Raw genomic sequence first — 15,024 nt, 5'->3', positions numbered from 1 at the left:
GTTCACCGCTTCCGCTCCGCCTGGACCTCGTCCAGGATCTTCTGCACCTGGGGCGCCACCCCGTCCAGGGCCGCCTTCAGGTCCGCCTTGCCCTGCCAAACGGGCTCCAGGACCTTGTTGATGAGCTGGAGGGCCTCGTTCCAGCGCTCGAAGGTTTCCGTGGGGCGGGCGGTGCGGTTCACGGTGAGGAAGTAGTGCTGGCTCTTGGGCGGCGGGGGCACGAAGAAGTCCTTCAGGTTCTGGACGCTCTTCTCCACGTTGCGCACGTCCACGCCCCGGGCGGGGATGATGAGGCCGGTCTTGGTGAAGACCTGGCTGGCCTCAGGCCCGGCCAGGAAGGCGAGGAGCTTCCAAGCTGCCTCGGGGTTCTTGGTGGCGGCGGAAACCACCCAGCCGGAGCCGTCTATGTCCACGATGCTCCCCGCCTTGCCCCGGGGGAAGGGGACCACGTCGAAGTCAAACTTCGCCCTAGCCTTCAGGGTAGGCACCCGCCAGCGCCCGTCCACGATCATGGCCGTCTGGCCGTTCAGGAACATGGTGAAGGCGCCCCGGTCCTGGGCCTCCTCCGGGGTGGGGGCCACGTGGTGCTTGTAGCGGAGGTCCAGGTAGAACTGGAGGCCCTCGAGGGAGGCGGGGCTATTCAAGAGGAAGCGGGTGTGGTCCGGGCTGTAGAAGCGCCCGCCGGCGCTCCACACCCAGGGCTCCCAGAAGAGGTAGAAGGTCTGGAAGGAAACCCCCCACTGGACCCGCTTGCCGTCCTTCTCCACCGTGAGGGCCTTGGCGTAGCGGAGGAAGTCCTCCCAGGTCCAGTCGGGCTTGGGGTCGGGCAGGCCCGCCTTGCGCAGGAGGGTCCGGTTGTAGAAGACCACCAGGTTGGACACGTCCCGGGGCAGGCCGTACTGCTTCCCCTCCCATTGGAAGGCCTTGAGGATGCCGGGGAAGATGTCCTCGGTGGGGTATCTGTCCCGCTTCAGGAAGCCGTCCAGGGGCAGGAGCACCTTGCGGGAAGCGAGGCCTGGGAAGTCGATGTTGTTGATGAAGAAGACGTCGGGGGGCGTCCCCGCCGCCATCATGGCGGTGATCTTGGCCAGGTACTCGTTGGAGGGGATGTTGATGTATTCCACCTGGAGGCCCGGGTTCCTCTCCTGGAAGAGCTTGAGCACCTGGTTGTAGGCCTGGATCTCCTCCTGGCTCCCCCAGCTGGCCAGCACCAGTTTCTGGGCCGAGGCCAGCCCCAAGAGCAGGACCGCCAACGCCAAAAGCCCCTTTCTCATGGTTCACCTCCAAACACCCATTGCCCCGTGGGGGTGTACACCCCCGCGAGGGCTTCCAACGCGGCCCGCACCTGGACCGCGCGGTAGCCGTGCGTGGCCAGGTAGCCCGTGGGCCTCCCGGGCAGAAAGCGGAAATCGTCGGGGTTGCCCAGGGCCACCACGTAAAGGGGCTTACCCAGGGCGAGGAGCTCCCGCACCAGGGCCCTCTGCCCCTCGGGGAAGCCCCCAAGCCAGCGGTAGGTGGAAACCACCACCCGCTCCGCCTGGGAAGCGGCCCTCACCGCCTGGCGCACCTCCTCGAGGCTGGGGTCTTCGGAAAGGTTGAGGCCCAAGCTTCCCGGCAGGTACCGGGGGGCGAGGTCCGCCAGGGTGGGCTCGGCCCCGTAGCGGGGGGAGAGGCGAAGGCCCAGGACCAAGGTCCCGCGGCCGGGAAGGGGAAGGGGGCCGTGGCGGTGGACCACCCCCTTGCGGGCCGCCTCGAGGGCCAAGGCCTCCTCCGCCTCGGGGGTGAAGGGGCACGCTCCCTTCCCCGCCCGCAGGCGGCTGAGGCGCCGCCGCGCCTCCTCCACCCGGCCCGGGGGGACCTCCCCCGTTCGGAGGGCCTGGGCCAGGCGGCGGTGCACCTGGCGGGTGGCCTCCTCGTCCGGCTCCAAAAGGAGGAGGTCCGCCCCCGCCTTCACCGCCAACAGGGCCGCCTCCGCCGCGCCGAAGTGGCGCTTGATGGCCCCCATGGCCATATCGTCCGTGAGCACCGCCCCGGTAAAGCCCATCTCCCGGCGGAGAAGGTCGGTGAGGATCCTAGGGGAAAGGGTGGCGGGGTAGCTGGGGTCCAAGGCGGGGAAGAGGATGTGGGCGGTCATGAGGGCGGGCATCCCGGCGGCCACGTAGCGGCGGAAGGGAAGGAGCTCCACCCTTTCCAGGACCTCCTTGGGCTTGTCCACCCGGGGCAGGTCCAGGTGGGAGTCCACCCCCGTATCCCCGTGGCCGGGGAAGTGCTTGCCCACGGGCTGGGCCCCGGAGCGCAACACCCCGCGGGCGAAGGCCAGGCCCATGCGGGCCACCCGCTCTGGGTCGGCGCCGAAGGAGCGGATCCCGATGATGGGGTTGTCGGGGTTCACGTTCACGTCCAGCACCGGGGCCAGGTTCACGTCCGCCCCCAGGCGGCGCACCTGGCACCCCAGGGCCCAGCCCACCCGCTCCACCAGGCCCTCGTCCCCGCTGGCGGAAAGGGCCATGGCCCCGGGGAAGCGCACCACGCCTTCCCGGTAGCTGGTGAAGGGCCCCCCCTCCTGGTCCACCAGCAGGAGGAGGTTGGGGTCCAAGACCCGCAGGCGGCGCACCAACCCCTCGGGGTCCCGGCGCAGGTTGGAGGGGTAGAGGATCACCGCCGCGGGGCGCACCTCCCGCAGAAGGGCCACGGGGACTTCCTCCCCCTTAAAGCTCACCGCCATAAAGGCCCCCGCTTGGGCGGCCGCCGCACCCATGCCCACGAACAGGGCCAAGCCCCTCACCCCCCCACCTCCGCCAGCGCCCCCCGCACCCCCTTTGCCTCCAGGAGGGCGAGGGCCTCCTCAGGGCCAAGCCCCCGGTAGACCAAGGCGGCCCAGGCGGGCTCCGGGTAGCGGAGCAAAAGCCCCTCCGCCGCCTCCCTTGGAAGGCCGAAGGCCTCCTCCGCCAGGGCGGCGGCCCGGGCCCGGAGCTTGGCGTTTTGCACCCGCATGCGGGCCATGCGGTTGCCGTAGACCCGCCCCAGGAGGACCATGGTCAAGGTGGAGAAGAGGTTCAAGGCCGCCTTCTGGGCCGTGCCCGCCCCGAGCCGGGTGCTCCCCGCCACCACCTCGGGCCCCGTGTCCAGGAGGACGGGGTGGTCTGCCTCCTGGAGCAGGGGGGTACCGGGGTTGTTCGCCAGGGCCACGGTCAGGGCCCCTTGCCCCTTGGCCCCCCGGAGCGCCCCTAAGGTGAAGGGGGTGGTGCCGCTGGCCGCCACCGCCACCAGGACGTCCTGCGGCCCTAGGCCCCGCCCCAGGGCCAGCCCCCCCTCCAGGTCGTCCTCCGCCCCCTCCACCGCCTCCCAAAGGGCCTTTTCCCCCCCGGCGAGGAGGAAGCGCACCCTGCCGAAGCCGAAGGTGGGCCAAAGCTCCACCCCGTCCATCACCGCAAGCCGCCCGCTGGTGCCGGCCCCGGTGTAGACCAGGGTCCCCCCGGCCCTAAGGCGCTCCGCCGCCTCCAGGGCCGCCCCTTTCAGGGCGGGAAGGGCCCCCTTGAGGGCGGCGAGGGCCCGAAGTTGCCCCTCGTAGAGGGCCTCCAGCACCTCCTCCGCAGGCCAAAGGTCCAGGTCCTGGTAGCGCCGCGCCACGCCTTCCGTCAAGGGGTCACCTCCGCAGCCAGGACGTTCCCCACCGCCCGGCGCAGGGGGGCCAGGGAGGGGCGGTGGCGGGTGGGGTGGACGGCGTTGGTGAGGAGGGCCCAGGCGTAGCCCCGCTCGGGGTCCACCCACATCCCCACCCCCGTGAAGCCCGTGTGCCCGAAGGCCTGTTCCGAGGCCAGGCTCCCCCCATGCCAGCCCGGGCGCTTCCTTTCCCAACCCAAAAGCCGCTCCCCGTGGGGGCGCACCATCTCCTCCAGGGCGGCCCGGGAGAGCCAGCGCCCTTCCAAGATGGCCAAGAGCTGGTCTAAAACCCCCCCGAGGGTGCCGAAGAGCCCCGCATGCCCGGCGGCGCCTCCTAGGGCGAAGGCGTTCTCGTCGTGGACCTCCCCCCGGAGGACCCGGCCCCGCCAGGGACACCGCTCCGTGGCCACGCTCCGCTCCTTAGGCGGGCGGAAGGTGAGCCCCGGGGGGAGGGGGAAGGCCTCGAGGGGCCGCCCCCTTCCCCGCTCCAGGAAGAGGCCAAGGAGGAGGTAGCCTATGTCGGAATAGACCGCCTCGCCCACGGGCCAGGGGTGCTGCAGGATGCGGGCCTTCAGGTCCTCTCCCCTGCCCCAGGTGTAGAGGGCCTCCCAGGCGGGCAGGCCCGAGGTGTGGGCCAGGAGAGCCCTTAGGGTAACCCCCTTGAGGGGGTGGTCCTTGAGCCAGAGGAGGTCGGGGAGGTGGGCGGAAAGGGGGTCGTCCAGGTCCCAAAGCCCCTCCTCCACCCCCTTCAGCACCTCCTTAAGGGTGAAGAGGGGCTTGGTCAGGCTCGCCAGGTCAAAGTAGAAGCCCTCCTCCAGGGGCACCGCCTCCGGCTCCCGCTGGGCCAGCCCCAGGTGGAGGGTTTCCCTCCTGCCGTCGGCGAAGACCACGCCGAAGGCTACCCCGGGAACCACGCCCCGGGCCACCGCCTCCTCCAAAAGGGCCCTGACCCGTTGCACGGTCCCGAGTCTACACCGGTAGGGTATTGGCAGGCAAGTGGTATGCTGAGGGGGTGGTCGGGCGCGGGAGAAGGGGCCCAGGAGGAGGCCTCGGCTTCCGCGCCCGGGCAAAGGGGAGGTGATCCGTTGGCCACCGTAGGACCCAAGTACCTGGACCTGGCCCAGCGGCTAAGGGAGGAGGTGTTGCAAAAGCCTCCCGGGACGCCCTTGCCCCCGGAAAGGGCCCTGGCCGAGGCCTACGGAGTGTCCCGGGACAGCGTGCGGAAGGCTTTGGACCTCCTGGAGGAGGAAGGGCTCGTGGTGCGGCGGCAGGGGAGCGGCACCTTCGTGGCCCGGAGGGCCACCTTCCGCACCCGGCTCCTGGGCTTTAGCGAGGAGATGCGGGCCCTGGGGATGCACCCGGAAACGAGGCTCCTCAAGGCGGAAACGGGCCCCGCCACCCCCGAGGAGGCCCTCGGCCTTGGGCTTTCCCCCGGGGACGAGGTCTTGCGCCTGGTGCGCCTCCGCCTGGCGGACGGGGAACCCATGGCCCTGGAGCGGGCCACCCTGCCCCTTTGGGCCCTGGCCGGGCCCCCGGAGGGCTCCCTCTACCAGGCCCTGGAGGCCAAGGGTCTCCGGCCGGTGCGGGCCCTGCAGCGCCTTAGGGCGGTGGCGGCCCGGGAGGAAGCCAGGGCCCTGGCGGTGGAGCCGGGGAGCCCCCTCCTGCACCTGGAGCGGGTGAGCTACCTGGCGGACGGGCGGCCCGTGGAGCTGGTGCGGAGCTGGTATCGGGCGGACCGATACGAACTCCTGGTGGAGCTCGCATGAGGGTCCTAGGCCTCATGTCGGGAACGAGCGCCGACGGGGTGGACCTGGTCTTGGCGGAGTTTTCGGGCAGGCCTCCGGACCTGGCCTACCGCCTCCTGGCCCACCTGGAAGTTCCCTACCCCGAGGCCCTGAGGAGGCGGGTGCTGCGGGCCATGCGGGGGGCGGAAACCCGGGAGCTGGCCCTCCTCCACCACGACCTGGGCCGCTTCTACCTGGAGGCGGCCCTCCCCTTCAAGGGCCAGGCGGAGCTGGTGGCCCTCTCGGGCCAAACCGTGTGGCACGAGCCGCCCCGGGCCACCTTCCAGCTGGGGGAAGCGAGCCACCTGGCCCTGGGCCTCGAGGTACCGGTGGTCCACGGCTTCCGGTCCGTGGACCTGGCAGCAGGGGGGCAAGGCGCCCCCCTGGTGGCCTACCCCGACCTCCTCCTCTTCGGGGAGGAGGGGGTGCACACGGCGGTGCACAACCTTGGGGGAATCTCCAACCTCACCTACTTCCACGGCAAGGACCCCGCCACCCTCCTCGCCTTCGACACGGGGCCTGGGGTCTGCCTCTTTGACGAGGCCCTGGAGCGCTTAGGCCTCTCCCTGGAGGAAGGGGTGGCCCTGGCCGAAAAGGGCTCCCTGGACGAGGAAGCCCTGGGCCGTTGGCTCGCCCACCCCTACCTTGCCCTCCCCCCGCCCAAGACCACGGGCCGGGAGGTCTGGCGGCTGGAGGCGCTGGCGCCTTTGCCCGAGGAGCCGGCCACCCTTCTGAAGACTCTCCTCGCCTTCACAGCCCAAAGCGTCCACCTCGCCTACCGGCGCTTCGTGCCCCGGGTAGACCGGGTCCTCCTGGCGGGGGGTGGGGCGCGGAACCGGGTGCTGGTGGCCCTCCTGGCCGAGGGCCTCCCGGTTCGGGTCCTGGAAAACCCCAAGGTGCGGGAAGCCTTAGCCTTCGCCCTCTTGGGTTACCTCTACGCCGTGGGCGAGGTGAACGTCCTGGGCCGGGCCACGGGGGGAAAGGACCTGCGGGCAGGGCACCTCGTGGACCCGGGGAGGAAGGCGGGATGGTAGAAGGGCGCATCCTCACCCCCACGGGCTTCCTCCAGGGCCGCCTCCACTTCGGCGAGCGGATTGAGGCGCTGGAGGAGGCCCCGGTGGAGGGCCCCTACATCCTCCCCGGCTTCCTGGACCTGCATGTCCACGGGGGCGGGGGGCACGAGGTCATGGCGGGCAAGGAGGGGGTGGAGGGAACGCTACGCTTCCACCTCCGCCACGGTACCACGGGGCTCCTCGCCACCACGGTCACCGCCCCGCTTCCCGAGCTGGAGCGGGCCCTAAGGGGCATCCAGGAGGCGCAAGAGGGCCCCCTGGGGGAGGCCCTCCTGGGGGCCCACCTCGAGGGCCCCTTCCTCAGCCCCAACCGCCTTGGGGCCCAGCCCCCCTTCCCCCTCCTCCCCGACCTCGAGGCCGCCGCCTTCCTCCTCTCCCTGGCCCCCGTGCGGGGGATCACCCTGGCCCCCGAGCTCCCGGGGGCCCTGGACCTGGTGCGCTACCTGACAGGCCAGGGCGTGCGGGTACAGCTCGGCCACACCGAAGCGGGCTACGAGGAGGCCTTAGCCGCCCTGGAGGCGGGGGCCATGGGCTTCACCCACCTCTTCAACGCCATGACCGCCCTCCACCACCGCGCCCCCGGGGTGGTGGGCCTGGCCCTAGAGCGGGGCGAGTGGGCCGAGCTCATCCCCGACGGGCTTCACGTCCACCCCGCCGCAATCCGGTTGGCCCTTAAGCGCATTCCCGGCCTGTACTTCGTGACGGACGCCGTGGCGGCGGCGGGGATGCCGGATGGGACCTACCCCCTGGGGGCCCACCGGGTGGAGAAGCGGGGGGAAGGGGTTTGGCTTGGGGAGAGCCTGGCGGGGAGCACCCTCACCCTGGACCGGGCCCTCAGGAACCTGGTGGCCTGGGGCCTGCCCCTGGAGGAGGCGGCTAGGCGGCTATCCCTCTACCCCGCCCGCTACCTGGGCCTGGCCGACCGCGGGGAGATCGCCCCGGGGAAGCGCGCCGACCTGGTGGTCCTGGACCAGGACCTCCGGGTGCAAGCGGTCTACCTGGGAGGCAAGCGGGTGGCCTAGCGCCCCCGCGGGTCCAGGACGTCCCTGAGGCCGTCGCCCAGCAGGTTGAAGGCCAAGACGGTGAGGAGGATGCCCACGGCGGGAGCGGTGGCCGCCCAGGGCGCCTCCGCCATGTAGTTTCGGGTTTCCGCCACCATGGCCCCCCACTCCGGGGTGGGGGGTTGGGCGCCAAAGCCGATGAAGGAAAGGCCCGCCGCCGTGAGGATGGCCGCCCCCACCTCGTAGCTGGCCTGGACCAGGACCGGGGTGAGGGCGTTGGGGAGGAGGTGGCGGAAGAGGATGCGCCCCCAACCTGCCCCCAGGGCCCGGGCGGCCTCCACGAACTCCCTTTCCCTTAGGGCCAGAACCTGGGCCCGCACCAAACGGGCGTAGATGGGCCAGGTGACCAGGGCCACGGCCAAGACGGTGTTCCCCAGGTTCGGCCCTAAGGCGGCGGCGATGGCCATGGCCAGGATGAGGGAGGGAAAGGCGAAGAAGACGTCGGTGAGGCGCATGAGGAGGTTGTCCCACCATCCCCCAAGCCCCCCGCTCAAGAGGCCCACCAAGGTGCCGAGGAGGCTGGATAGGGCCACCACGCCAAACCCCACCCCCAGGCTGATGCGGGCCCCGTGGACCACCCGGGCCAGGACGTCCCGCCCCAGCTGGTCCGTGCCCAGGGGGTGCTCGGGGCTTGGGGGCTTGAGGCGCTCCAGGAGGTTTTGCTCCAGGGGGTCCCCCACCAGGCCCGGGCCGAGGAGGGCCACCAGGGCGAGGGCGAGGAGGAGGAAGAGGCCCAGCACCGCCCCGGGGTTTCTGAAAAAGCGCCGCGCCAGCCTACCCATAGCGGATCCTCGGGTCCAAAAGGGCGTAGAGGAGGTCCACCAAGAGGTTCAAAAGGGAGTAGACCACGCCCACCAACAGGGTTACCCCCATCACCGCCGGGAAGTCCAGGCTGGTGGCGGACTGGGTGACGTACCGCCCCAGCCCGGGCCAAGAGAAGATGGTTTCCGTGAGCACCGCACCCGAAAGCAGGCCCCCAAGGAGGCCGCCCAGCAGGGTGAGGACGGGGAGGGCGGCGTTTTTGAGGGCGTGGCGCAGGACCACCTGCCCCTCGGCCAGGCCCTTGGCCCAGGCGGTGCGCACGTAGTCCTGGGAGAGGACCTCCAGCATGGCGGCCCGGGTCATGCGGGCGAGGAGGGCGGCGGAGGCGGAGCCCAGGACGAAGGCGGGGAGGAGGAGGTGGCGCAAAGCATCCCAAAAAGCGGCGAAGTCCCGGGCCAGGAGGGCGTCCAGGGTGACGAGGCCCGTCACCCGAGGCGGGGGAATGAGGTAGGGGTCCAACCGCCCTGGGCCCGGCAGGAGGCCCAGCTGGCGGTGGAGCACGTCGAGAAGGAGGAGGGCCAGGAAAAAGACCGGGGTGGAGCCAAGGAGGAGGGCGAAGAGGCGCACCAAGAGATCCGGCAGGCGGTTCTGCCTGAGGGCGGCGAAGACCCCGGCGGGAAGCCCCAGGGCCACCGCCACCAGGAAGGCCGCCAAGGCGAGCTCCAAGGTGGCGGGGAAGAACTCCTTAAGGTCCTCCGCCACGGGGCGGCCGGTGCGTAGGGAGCGCCCCAGGTCCAGGGCCAAAAGCCGCTTCAGGTAGATGCCGTACTGGACCAGGAGGGGCTGGTCCAGCCCGTAGCGCTCCCGGAACTCCCGGATCTGCTCCTCCCGGGCGTTTTCCCCCAAAGCGGCCACCGCCGGGTCGATGGGGATGACCTGGGCGATAAAAAAGGTCACGAAGGTGATGCCCACGCCCACGAAGAGGACCATGAAGAGCCGTCGGACCAGGTAAGCGGCCATAGGGGAAGCCCGTGGCTTCTAGCCACGGGGTTCACTATACCCCAAGCCCTTAGGGCTGCTTGCTCACCTGCCAAAGGGGGGCGGACATCATGGGGTTCTTCAGGAAACCCTCCACCTTGGCGGAGAGGCCGATGGGCTGGGTCGGCTGGTAGAGGACCACGTAGGGGCCTTCCCGGAGCACCTTTTCCGTGAGCATCTTGTAGAGGGCTTTGCGCTTCTCGGGGTCGGCCTCGAGGGCGGCCTGCCGGGCCAGCTTGGCCGCCACCTCGTCGTTGTAGCTGTTGCGCCAGGCCAAGGAGCGGGCCCCGTAGTCCGCCCAGGGGGTGGCGTTGCCGTCGGGGTCGGGGAAGTCGGGGCTCCAGCCCGCCAGGACCACCTGGTGGTTCTGCGCCCGGTAGGCGGCGAGGACCTCGGCGTTGGCGATGGCGCGGATGCGGGCGCGGAACCCAGCCTTGGCCATGTCCGCCTGGAGCTTGGCCGCCACGTCCGGGCAGGGCACCCCGCCCCCGCAGATGCCGGTGCTCACCAAAAGCTCGAACTCCAGGCCTTGCGGGTAGCCCGCCTCGGCCAGAAGCTTGCGGGCCCGGTTGGGGTCGTAGGCGTAGGGGGTGGCGGGGTTGTAGCCAAGAAGCCCCTTGGGGATGAAGGTCTGGATCTTGAGGGCGTTCCCCTGAAGAAGCCCCTGGATGAGCTCGTCCTGGTTCACGGCGTAGCGCATGGCCTCCCGCACCTTAGCGTTGGCGAAGGGGCTTCCCGCCTTCATGTTCATGCCCAGGTACTGGAGGCGCAGGGTTTCCGCCCGCACCACCTTGAAGCGGGGGTTGGCAGCAATGGCCTTGAGCCCCTCGGGGGTAAGGCCTTCGGCGATGTCGATCTCTCCCGACTCCAAGGCGGTCCGGAGGACCGCCGGCTCCTGGATGTAGCGCAGGACCACCCGGGGGATCTTGGGCTTGACCCGGGCGTAGGGGTTCGCCTCCAGGATCACCTGGTTCCCCCGGTCCCAACGCACCAGGCGATAGGGGCCGGAGCCGGCGGAGTTGTTGGTGAGCCAGTCCTTGCCCAGGTCCCCCCCCTTGGCGTTCTTCTGAACCTCCTCCGAGTCCACCACGCCCCCGAGGGTGAAGGTGAGGATGGAGAGGAAGGACTGGGGGGAGGCGGACTTGGGAATGCGAACCTCCACGGTGTAGGGGTCAAGGGCCTTGGTGGCCCCAGGCTTGAGCTGGGCGATGTCGGTGAAGAGGAAGGATCCCGGGCCCTTTAGGGCCAAGGCGCGCTCAAAGCTAAAGACCACGTCCTTGGCCGTGACCTCCCGGCCCGTGGAGAAGCGGCTTCCGCGCCGGAGCTTGAAGGTGAGGATCCAGTCCGTGGCTCCCCGCTCCACCCTCCAGCTTTCCGCCAGGCCCGGGCGCAGGGTGGCGAGGTCGTTCCCCTCAAAGCGCACCAGGGTTTCATAAAGGTTGTCGGCGATCATCACCCCGCTGAACTCGTAGACCACTTGCGGGTCCAGGGTGATGAGGTCCGTCCAGTCCCCGCCGTAGACCAGCACCTGGGTCCGGTCCTGGGCCAAGGCAAAGCCCGCCAGCAAAAGCAACGTCCATACCCACCGCTGCATACGGCCTCCTTTCGGGCTGCAACCCTTTGCAACCATACTATACAGGAAGCGCCAAAGGGTCAAGCAGACCTGGGCTTGCCTAGTAAATCGCCTTGTACCCCGGCGGGGGAGCGAGAAGGGAAAGGAACACTCTGGTCACGGGCAGAGCCCATATCTTGTGGGCGTAGACCACGAGCTCCAAAAGCGCGCGCATCCTCGCCGTCTTGGGCTTGCGCTCAAGGAGGTATCCGCTCCCAAGCCGCGTCTTCATCCCTCCAAACACCCCCTCCACCACCCCACGAAATCGGCGCATCTTAGGGTCCGTGTAGCTCAGGCCGGTGGCGCCCATGAAGTAAAGGGGGGTCAGGGCCTTGGCCCAGGAGGTGGGCCTTCACCTCCTGGGCCAGGCGAAGGCAGTGGGTGAGGACCTCCTTGGGGCTCGGTTCTCGTCGGGGAAAGCCGGGCTCGCCCGTAGCTCTAGGATGAAGGACTCGGGGTGGAGTTTGCAAGGCAAGCCCCTGGGCAATTGACCATTGCTACCGCCCTGGGGTATGCTATACACGGGTAAGCTATGCTAAGACGCGAGGTTCTTAAGTTGGCCCTTAGCACCGCTTTGGTCACGGCTATGCAGCGGGTTCACGCCCTGGTTCCGGCTACGGGACAAGGGGTATTTCGGCGCTACCCCCAAGATGGCGCGGACCTGATCGTGCCCCAGGATCGGCCCTTCGCCGCCAAGGGATTGGGGGAAACCCCCTTGGGCACCACCTTGCTCATTCGCACCCGCACCGAGCAGCCCCTACACTACCACCGAGAGCGGTTGGAGGTGGCTTTCGTGCTACAGGGGCAGGGCCGCCTGGTCGCCGGCGGTAAGGAAACCCCCATCACTTCGGGGCAAATCATCGTCATACCCCCAATGACCGCCCACGCCTTCATTGGGGAACTGGACCTGCTCTCCCGCTTCAGCCCTAGGCTGATGGGAGATGTGGTCTTTGTGCAAGAAGGCTCCGGTCCCCAAGAGGGAGCCCCCCTGCTCCTCAGCTTCAAGCCGCCAGAGGTTCCGCAAGATCGGCCCTTTGCCGCCTCACCCCTGGCCAACGCCCCCTTAGCCACCGTTTTGGCCGTGGCCACCCGTAGCGGCCAGCCCTGGCATTACCACAAGTCGAAGGACGAGCAAATCTACGTCTTGGGAGGACAGGGGATAGCCCAGGTGGAACTCGATCGGCAGAAGGTTGGTCCGGGGAGTGTGGTTTTGGTGCCTGCAGGGGCCATCCACCAGTTCCAAGGCAACCTCCAATTCCTATCGGTTTTCAGCCCGGCGCTCATGGGCGACGTGGTCTTCCTGTAGCGCCAAGACCTCCGGGGCGTCGGAGGGTTTATCCCATCGGCCTGGGCCGGGGCGCGTTTGTGGAATGGGCCGCAAAAGGGTTCCCCCTTTCTGGTTTTGAGATGGCCCCTAGCAAATTTGGGGAACGTTAGGCAAACCAGGCGCGCCAAGGCGGGACACATGAGCGGCATGCTCGGGCCTCGGTCTGGGCCTTTTCCGTCCCGCCAAGGCCACGGCCCAGCGGGAGAACTTTCCCCTAGCCGCCCCTATTTCGGCGCTGTCCGGGTTCTTGGGCGTGGGACCGGGGTTTCTCTCGATGCCCACCCTGATCCGCACCGGCCACGACCCCAAAAAGGCGGCCGGGATCAACGCCCTCGCCGTGCCCCTCCTTCCTTCTCCGCCTTTTTGCCCCACCTGGCCACGGCGCGGCTCGACCCGGGCCTGACCCTCATCCCGCTTGGGGCCGGGGCGCTTACCTGGGCTCGAGGCTCACCCGCCTCTTCGTCCCCCCTGCCCGGATCAAGCAGATCTTCGGCGTCCTGATCGTCCTGGTGACCCTGTACAAGGTCACCCAGCTTTAGGTGAGGGCCCCCTCCCGCCCCGCTAGAGGGGCGGCCCGTAGCGCCCATCCACCGCCGTCCAACCCCCGTCCACCAGGAAGAGGGTCCCGGTGACGTAGCTGGCGGCGGGGGAAGCCAGGTAGACCACGGCCATGGCCACCTCCTCGGGCCGGCCCCAGCGCCCAAGGGCCGTCTTCTCGGCGTAGGCCCGGTACCACTCCGGGTTCGCCTTGATGGGGGCGGTGAGGGGGGTTTCGATGGGCCCGGGGGCGATGGCGTTGGCCCGCACCCCCTTGGGTCCCAGTTCCGCCGCCAGGGCCCGGACCAGTTGCAAGATCCCCGCCTTGGTGGCGGCGTAAACCCCCTGGCCCGGCTCCACCACCAGGGCGCGGATGGAGGCGAAGGCGATGAGGCTCCCCGAGCCCTGCTCCGTCATCGCCCTCCCCCCGGCCCGGAGGAGGCGCAAGGTGGCCTTGAGGTTCAGGTCCACCACCCGGTCCACCTCCTCGTCCGTGTAGTGCAGGAGGGGCTTGCGCACGTTGATGGCCGGGGTGGCGACCAGGGTGTCCAGCCTGCCGAACCGCTCCAGGGTCCAGGCCACGAGGCGGTCCGCCGCCTCCTTTTCGGCGATGTCCAGGGGGAGCGCGTCCGCCTCGAGGCCCTCCCGCCGCAGGCCCTGCAGGACCTCAAAGAGCCCCGCCGCATCCCGGTCGGCCAGGGCTACCCTGGCCCCGAAGGCGGCCAGGGCCTCCGCCGCGGCCCGCCCGATGCCCGAGGCGGCCCCTACCACCAAGGCCACCTGCCCTCTCAGGTCAAAAAGGCGCCGATAGTCCATAGCGTTGGCCCCATCCTACCCCTGGCCCCGGCCCTTGCCAAGCGCCCCCCGCCGCGGGATGATAGGGCAAAAGGGGGAAAGGCATGCCCAAGAACCTCATTGGCGGCGATGGGCGGATGGTTTCCCACCCCACCCAACGAAAGGGGGCGAAGAGGCGGTGAGCCAAGCCCTGCGGGCGGCGGAGGCGGTGGAGGCGAAGGAGGTGGTGGAGCTCCTCCGGGCCCTGGTGCGCCTCCCAAGCCACTACCCGGGACCCGGGGAAGCGGGGGTAGTGGCCTATCTGGAGGGCTACCTGAAGGAGCGGGGCCTGCCCACCTTCCGCCAGGAGGCGGCCCCGGGGAGGCCCAACCTGATTGCGGACCTGGGGGAGGGGGAAGGCGGCCTGCTCCTCGAGGGCCACACGGACGTGGTTACCCCGGGGGATGAGGCCCTTTGGACCTACCCCCCTTACGCCGGGGTGGTGGAGGGCGGAAGGCTCTACGGCCGGGGAGCCTGCGACATGAAGGGGGGTCTGGCCGCCCTGGTGGGGGCCATGCTGGCGGTGCGGCGGGCCCTGGGCAAGCCCAAGCGCCCCTTGCGCCTCGCCGCCTTGGCGGACGAGGAGGGGATGATGCTCGGGGTGAAGGCCTTTCTCCGGGCCGGGCTCGCCCGGGGCTTCCGCGGGGCCTTGGTGGCGGAGCCCGAGGAGATGGAGGTGTGCCTGTGGCAAAAGGGGGCCTTGCGCCTCCGCCTCCAGTTCCCCGGAAAGATGGCCCACGGGGCCATGCCCTACACCGGGGACAACCCGATCCCTAAGGCGGCCCGCTTCGTCCTGGCGCTCCAGGAACTGGAGGAGCGCCTAAAGCAGGCCCACCCTCACCCCTACCTGGGCCCCCCCTACCTCACCCCCACCCGCTTCCTGGCCAGCGCCGGGGAAGGTCAGCTGAACGTGATCCCCAACCAGGCGGAGGTGGCCCTGGACGTGCGCACCGTGCCGGGGGTAGACCACCAAGCCCTGGTGAAGGCGCTAGAAGCCCTCTCCGGGGTGGGGGTGGAGGTCCTCGAGGACCGCCCCTCTGTGGCCACCCCTCAGAACGACCCCCTGGTGCAGGCGGCGGAGGAGGCCTTGCGGCTCCTGGGCCTGCCCGTGCGGTATGGCGGGGTGCCGGGGGCCACGGACGGCACTTTCCTTAGGGCCTGGGGCGGGCTTCCGGTGGTGGTCATGGGCCCAGGGCAGAAGACCCTCCCCCACCAGGTGGACGAGTGGGTGGACTTGGAAGAGGTGGTGCTGGCGGCGCGGGTCTACGCCGCCTTGGCTGTCTTGTACCTGGAGTGAGCCACGGCGATGACCCGCTCCCGCCAGGTATAAAGG

Annotated in this window: 13 protein-coding genes and 1 pseudogene; 5 read left to right on the top strand and 9 right to left on the bottom strand. The window is 69.8% G+C overall.

Features of this window, described 5'->3' with window-relative positions:
* Nucleotides 1-2 precede the first annotated feature (2 nt).
* Genes ABXG85_RS09865 through ABXG85_RS09850 form a run of 4 tightly spaced genes read right to left on the bottom strand, consistent with a single transcriptional unit; the run spans nucleotide 3 to nucleotide 4,622 of the window.
* The gene (locus ABXG85_RS09865) at nucleotides 3-1,274 is read right to left on the bottom strand and encodes an ABC transporter substrate-binding protein (protein ID WP_353513461.1); all 1,272 of its coding nucleotides are present in this window, start codon (nucleotides 1,272-1,274) and stop codon (nucleotides 3-5) included.
* A complete protein-coding gene (locus ABXG85_RS09860) occupies nucleotides 1,271-2,785 on the bottom strand; it encodes a glycoside hydrolase family 3 N-terminal domain-containing protein (RefSeq protein WP_353513460.1) in 1,515 nt (504 codons plus the stop codon). The genes ABXG85_RS09865 and ABXG85_RS09860 overlap by 4 nt, the downstream gene beginning before the upstream one ends.
* A complete protein-coding gene (locus ABXG85_RS09855; RefSeq protein WP_353513459.1) occupies nucleotides 2,782-3,642 on the bottom strand; it encodes an N-acetylmuramic acid 6-phosphate etherase in 861 nt (286 codons plus the stop codon). The genes ABXG85_RS09860 and ABXG85_RS09855 overlap by 4 nt, the downstream gene beginning before the upstream one ends.
* Nucleotides 3,639-4,622, bottom strand: a complete 984-nt coding sequence (locus ABXG85_RS09850) for a serine hydrolase domain-containing protein (protein ID WP_353513458.1) — start codon at nucleotides 4,620-4,622, stop codon at nucleotides 3,639-3,641. The genes ABXG85_RS09855 and ABXG85_RS09850 overlap by 4 nt, the downstream gene beginning before the upstream one ends.
* 126 nt (nucleotides 4,623-4,748) lie before the next feature.
* Here ABXG85_RS09850 and ABXG85_RS09845 point away from each other — a divergent pair, with 126 nt between their 5' ends.
* The 3 genes from ABXG85_RS09845 to nagA are packed head-to-tail and all read left to right on the top strand — an operon-like array spanning nucleotide 4,749 to nucleotide 7,542.
* Complete coding sequence (locus tag ABXG85_RS09845; RefSeq protein ID WP_353513457.1) at nucleotides 4,749-5,429, top strand: GntR family transcriptional regulator; 681 nt, start codon at nucleotides 4,749-4,751, stop codon at nucleotides 5,427-5,429.
* Entirely contained in the window at nucleotides 5,426-6,481 is a 1,056-nt protein-coding gene (locus ABXG85_RS09840; protein ID WP_353513456.1) for an anhydro-N-acetylmuramic acid kinase, read from the top strand. Before ABXG85_RS09845 ends, ABXG85_RS09840 begins: the two co-directional genes overlap by 4 nt.
* Entirely contained in the window at nucleotides 6,475-7,542 is a 1,068-nt protein-coding gene (gene nagA / locus ABXG85_RS09835) for an N-acetylglucosamine-6-phosphate deacetylase (RefSeq protein ID WP_353513455.1), read from the top strand. Before ABXG85_RS09840 ends, nagA begins: the two co-directional genes overlap by 7 nt.
* Here the strand turns inward: nagA and nikC are convergent.
* From nikC to ABXG85_RS09815, 4 genes and pseudogenes are all read right to left on the bottom strand, one after another.
* Nucleotides 7,539-8,363 carry a nickel transporter permease gene (gene nikC / locus ABXG85_RS09830; protein ID WP_353513454.1) on the bottom strand — a complete coding sequence of 275 codons (825 nt, stop codon included), beginning with the start codon at nucleotides 8,361-8,363 and terminating at the stop codon, nucleotides 7,539-7,541. The two genes, nagA and nikC, sit on opposite strands and share 4 nt — an antisense overlap.
* Entirely contained in the window at nucleotides 8,356-9,363 is a 1,008-nt protein-coding gene (locus ABXG85_RS09825; RefSeq protein ID WP_353513453.1) for an ABC transporter permease, read from the bottom strand. Before ABXG85_RS09825 ends, nikC begins: the two co-directional genes overlap by 8 nt.
* Before the next feature lie 49 nt (nucleotides 9,364-9,412).
* Entirely contained in the window at nucleotides 9,413-10,975 is a 1,563-nt protein-coding gene (locus tag ABXG85_RS09820) for an ABC transporter substrate-binding protein (protein ID WP_353513452.1), read from the bottom strand.
* A gap of 79 nt (nucleotides 10,976-11,054) precedes the next feature.
* Nucleotides 11,055-11,276 (bottom strand): annotated as a pseudogene (locus ABXG85_RS09815) (hypothetical protein); the annotation flags it as partial.
* Nucleotides 11,277-11,579: 303 nt separating this feature from the next.
* Here ABXG85_RS09815 and ABXG85_RS09810 point away from each other — a divergent pair.
* Nucleotides 11,580-12,299 (top strand): cupin domain-containing protein, encoded by a 720-nt coding sequence (locus tag ABXG85_RS09810; RefSeq protein WP_353513451.1) that lies wholly within the window; start codon nucleotides 11,580-11,582, stop codon nucleotides 12,297-12,299.
* 582 nt (nucleotides 12,300-12,881) lie between these two features.
* Here ABXG85_RS09810 and ABXG85_RS09805 read toward each other — a convergent pair.
* A complete protein-coding gene (locus ABXG85_RS09805; RefSeq protein WP_353513450.1) occupies nucleotides 12,882-13,673 on the bottom strand; it encodes an SDR family NAD(P)-dependent oxidoreductase in 792 nt (263 codons plus the stop codon).
* Nucleotides 13,674-13,830: 157 nt separating this feature from the next.
* Here ABXG85_RS09805 and ABXG85_RS09800 point away from each other — a divergent pair, with 157 nt between their 5' ends.
* The gene (locus ABXG85_RS09800) at nucleotides 13,831-14,988 is read left to right on the top strand and encodes a M20 family metallopeptidase (protein ID WP_353513449.1); all 1,158 of its coding nucleotides are present in this window, start codon (nucleotides 13,831-13,833) and stop codon (nucleotides 14,986-14,988) included.
* Nucleotides 14,989-15,024: the final 36 nt, after the last annotated feature.

Origin of the sequence: Thermus sp. LT1-2-5 (assembly GCF_040363165.1) — a bacterium.
Classification (GTDB): domain Bacteria; phylum Deinococcota; class Deinococci; order Deinococcales; family Thermaceae; genus Thermus.
The sequence above is the reverse complement of the archived record's forward strand: the minus strand, read 5'-3'. Positions and strand labels throughout refer to the sequence as shown.

Coding starts and splice junctions, on each gene's coding strand:
- ABXG85_RS09840 (WP_353513456.1), top strand. CDS start 5,426: ATGAGGGTCCTAGGCCTCATGTCGGGAACGAGCGCCGACGGGGTGGAC.
- nikC (WP_353513454.1), bottom strand. CDS start 8,363: ATGGGTAGGCTGGCGCGGCGCTTTTTCAGAAACCCCGGGGCGGTGCTG.
- ABXG85_RS09805 (WP_353513450.1), bottom strand. CDS start 13,673: ATGGACTATCGGCGCCTTTTTGACCTGAGAGGGCAGGTGGCCTTGGTG.
- ABXG85_RS09825 (WP_353513453.1), bottom strand. CDS start 9,363: ATGGCCGCTTACCTGGTCCGACGGCTCTTCATGGTCCTCTTCGTGGGC.
- nagA (WP_353513455.1), top strand. CDS start 6,475: ATGGTAGAAGGGCGCATCCTCACCCCCACGGGCTTCCTCCAGGGCCGC.
- ABXG85_RS09820 (WP_353513452.1), bottom strand. CDS start 10,975: ATGCAGCGGTGGGTATGGACGTTGCTTTTGCTGGCGGGCTTTGCCTTG.
- ABXG85_RS09810 (WP_353513451.1), top strand. CDS start 11,580: ATGCAGCGGGTTCACGCCCTGGTTCCGGCTACGGGACAAGGGGTATTT.
- ABXG85_RS09865 (WP_353513461.1), bottom strand. CDS start 1,274: ATGAGAAAGGGGCTTTTGGCGTTGGCGGTCCTGCTCTTGGGGCTGGCC.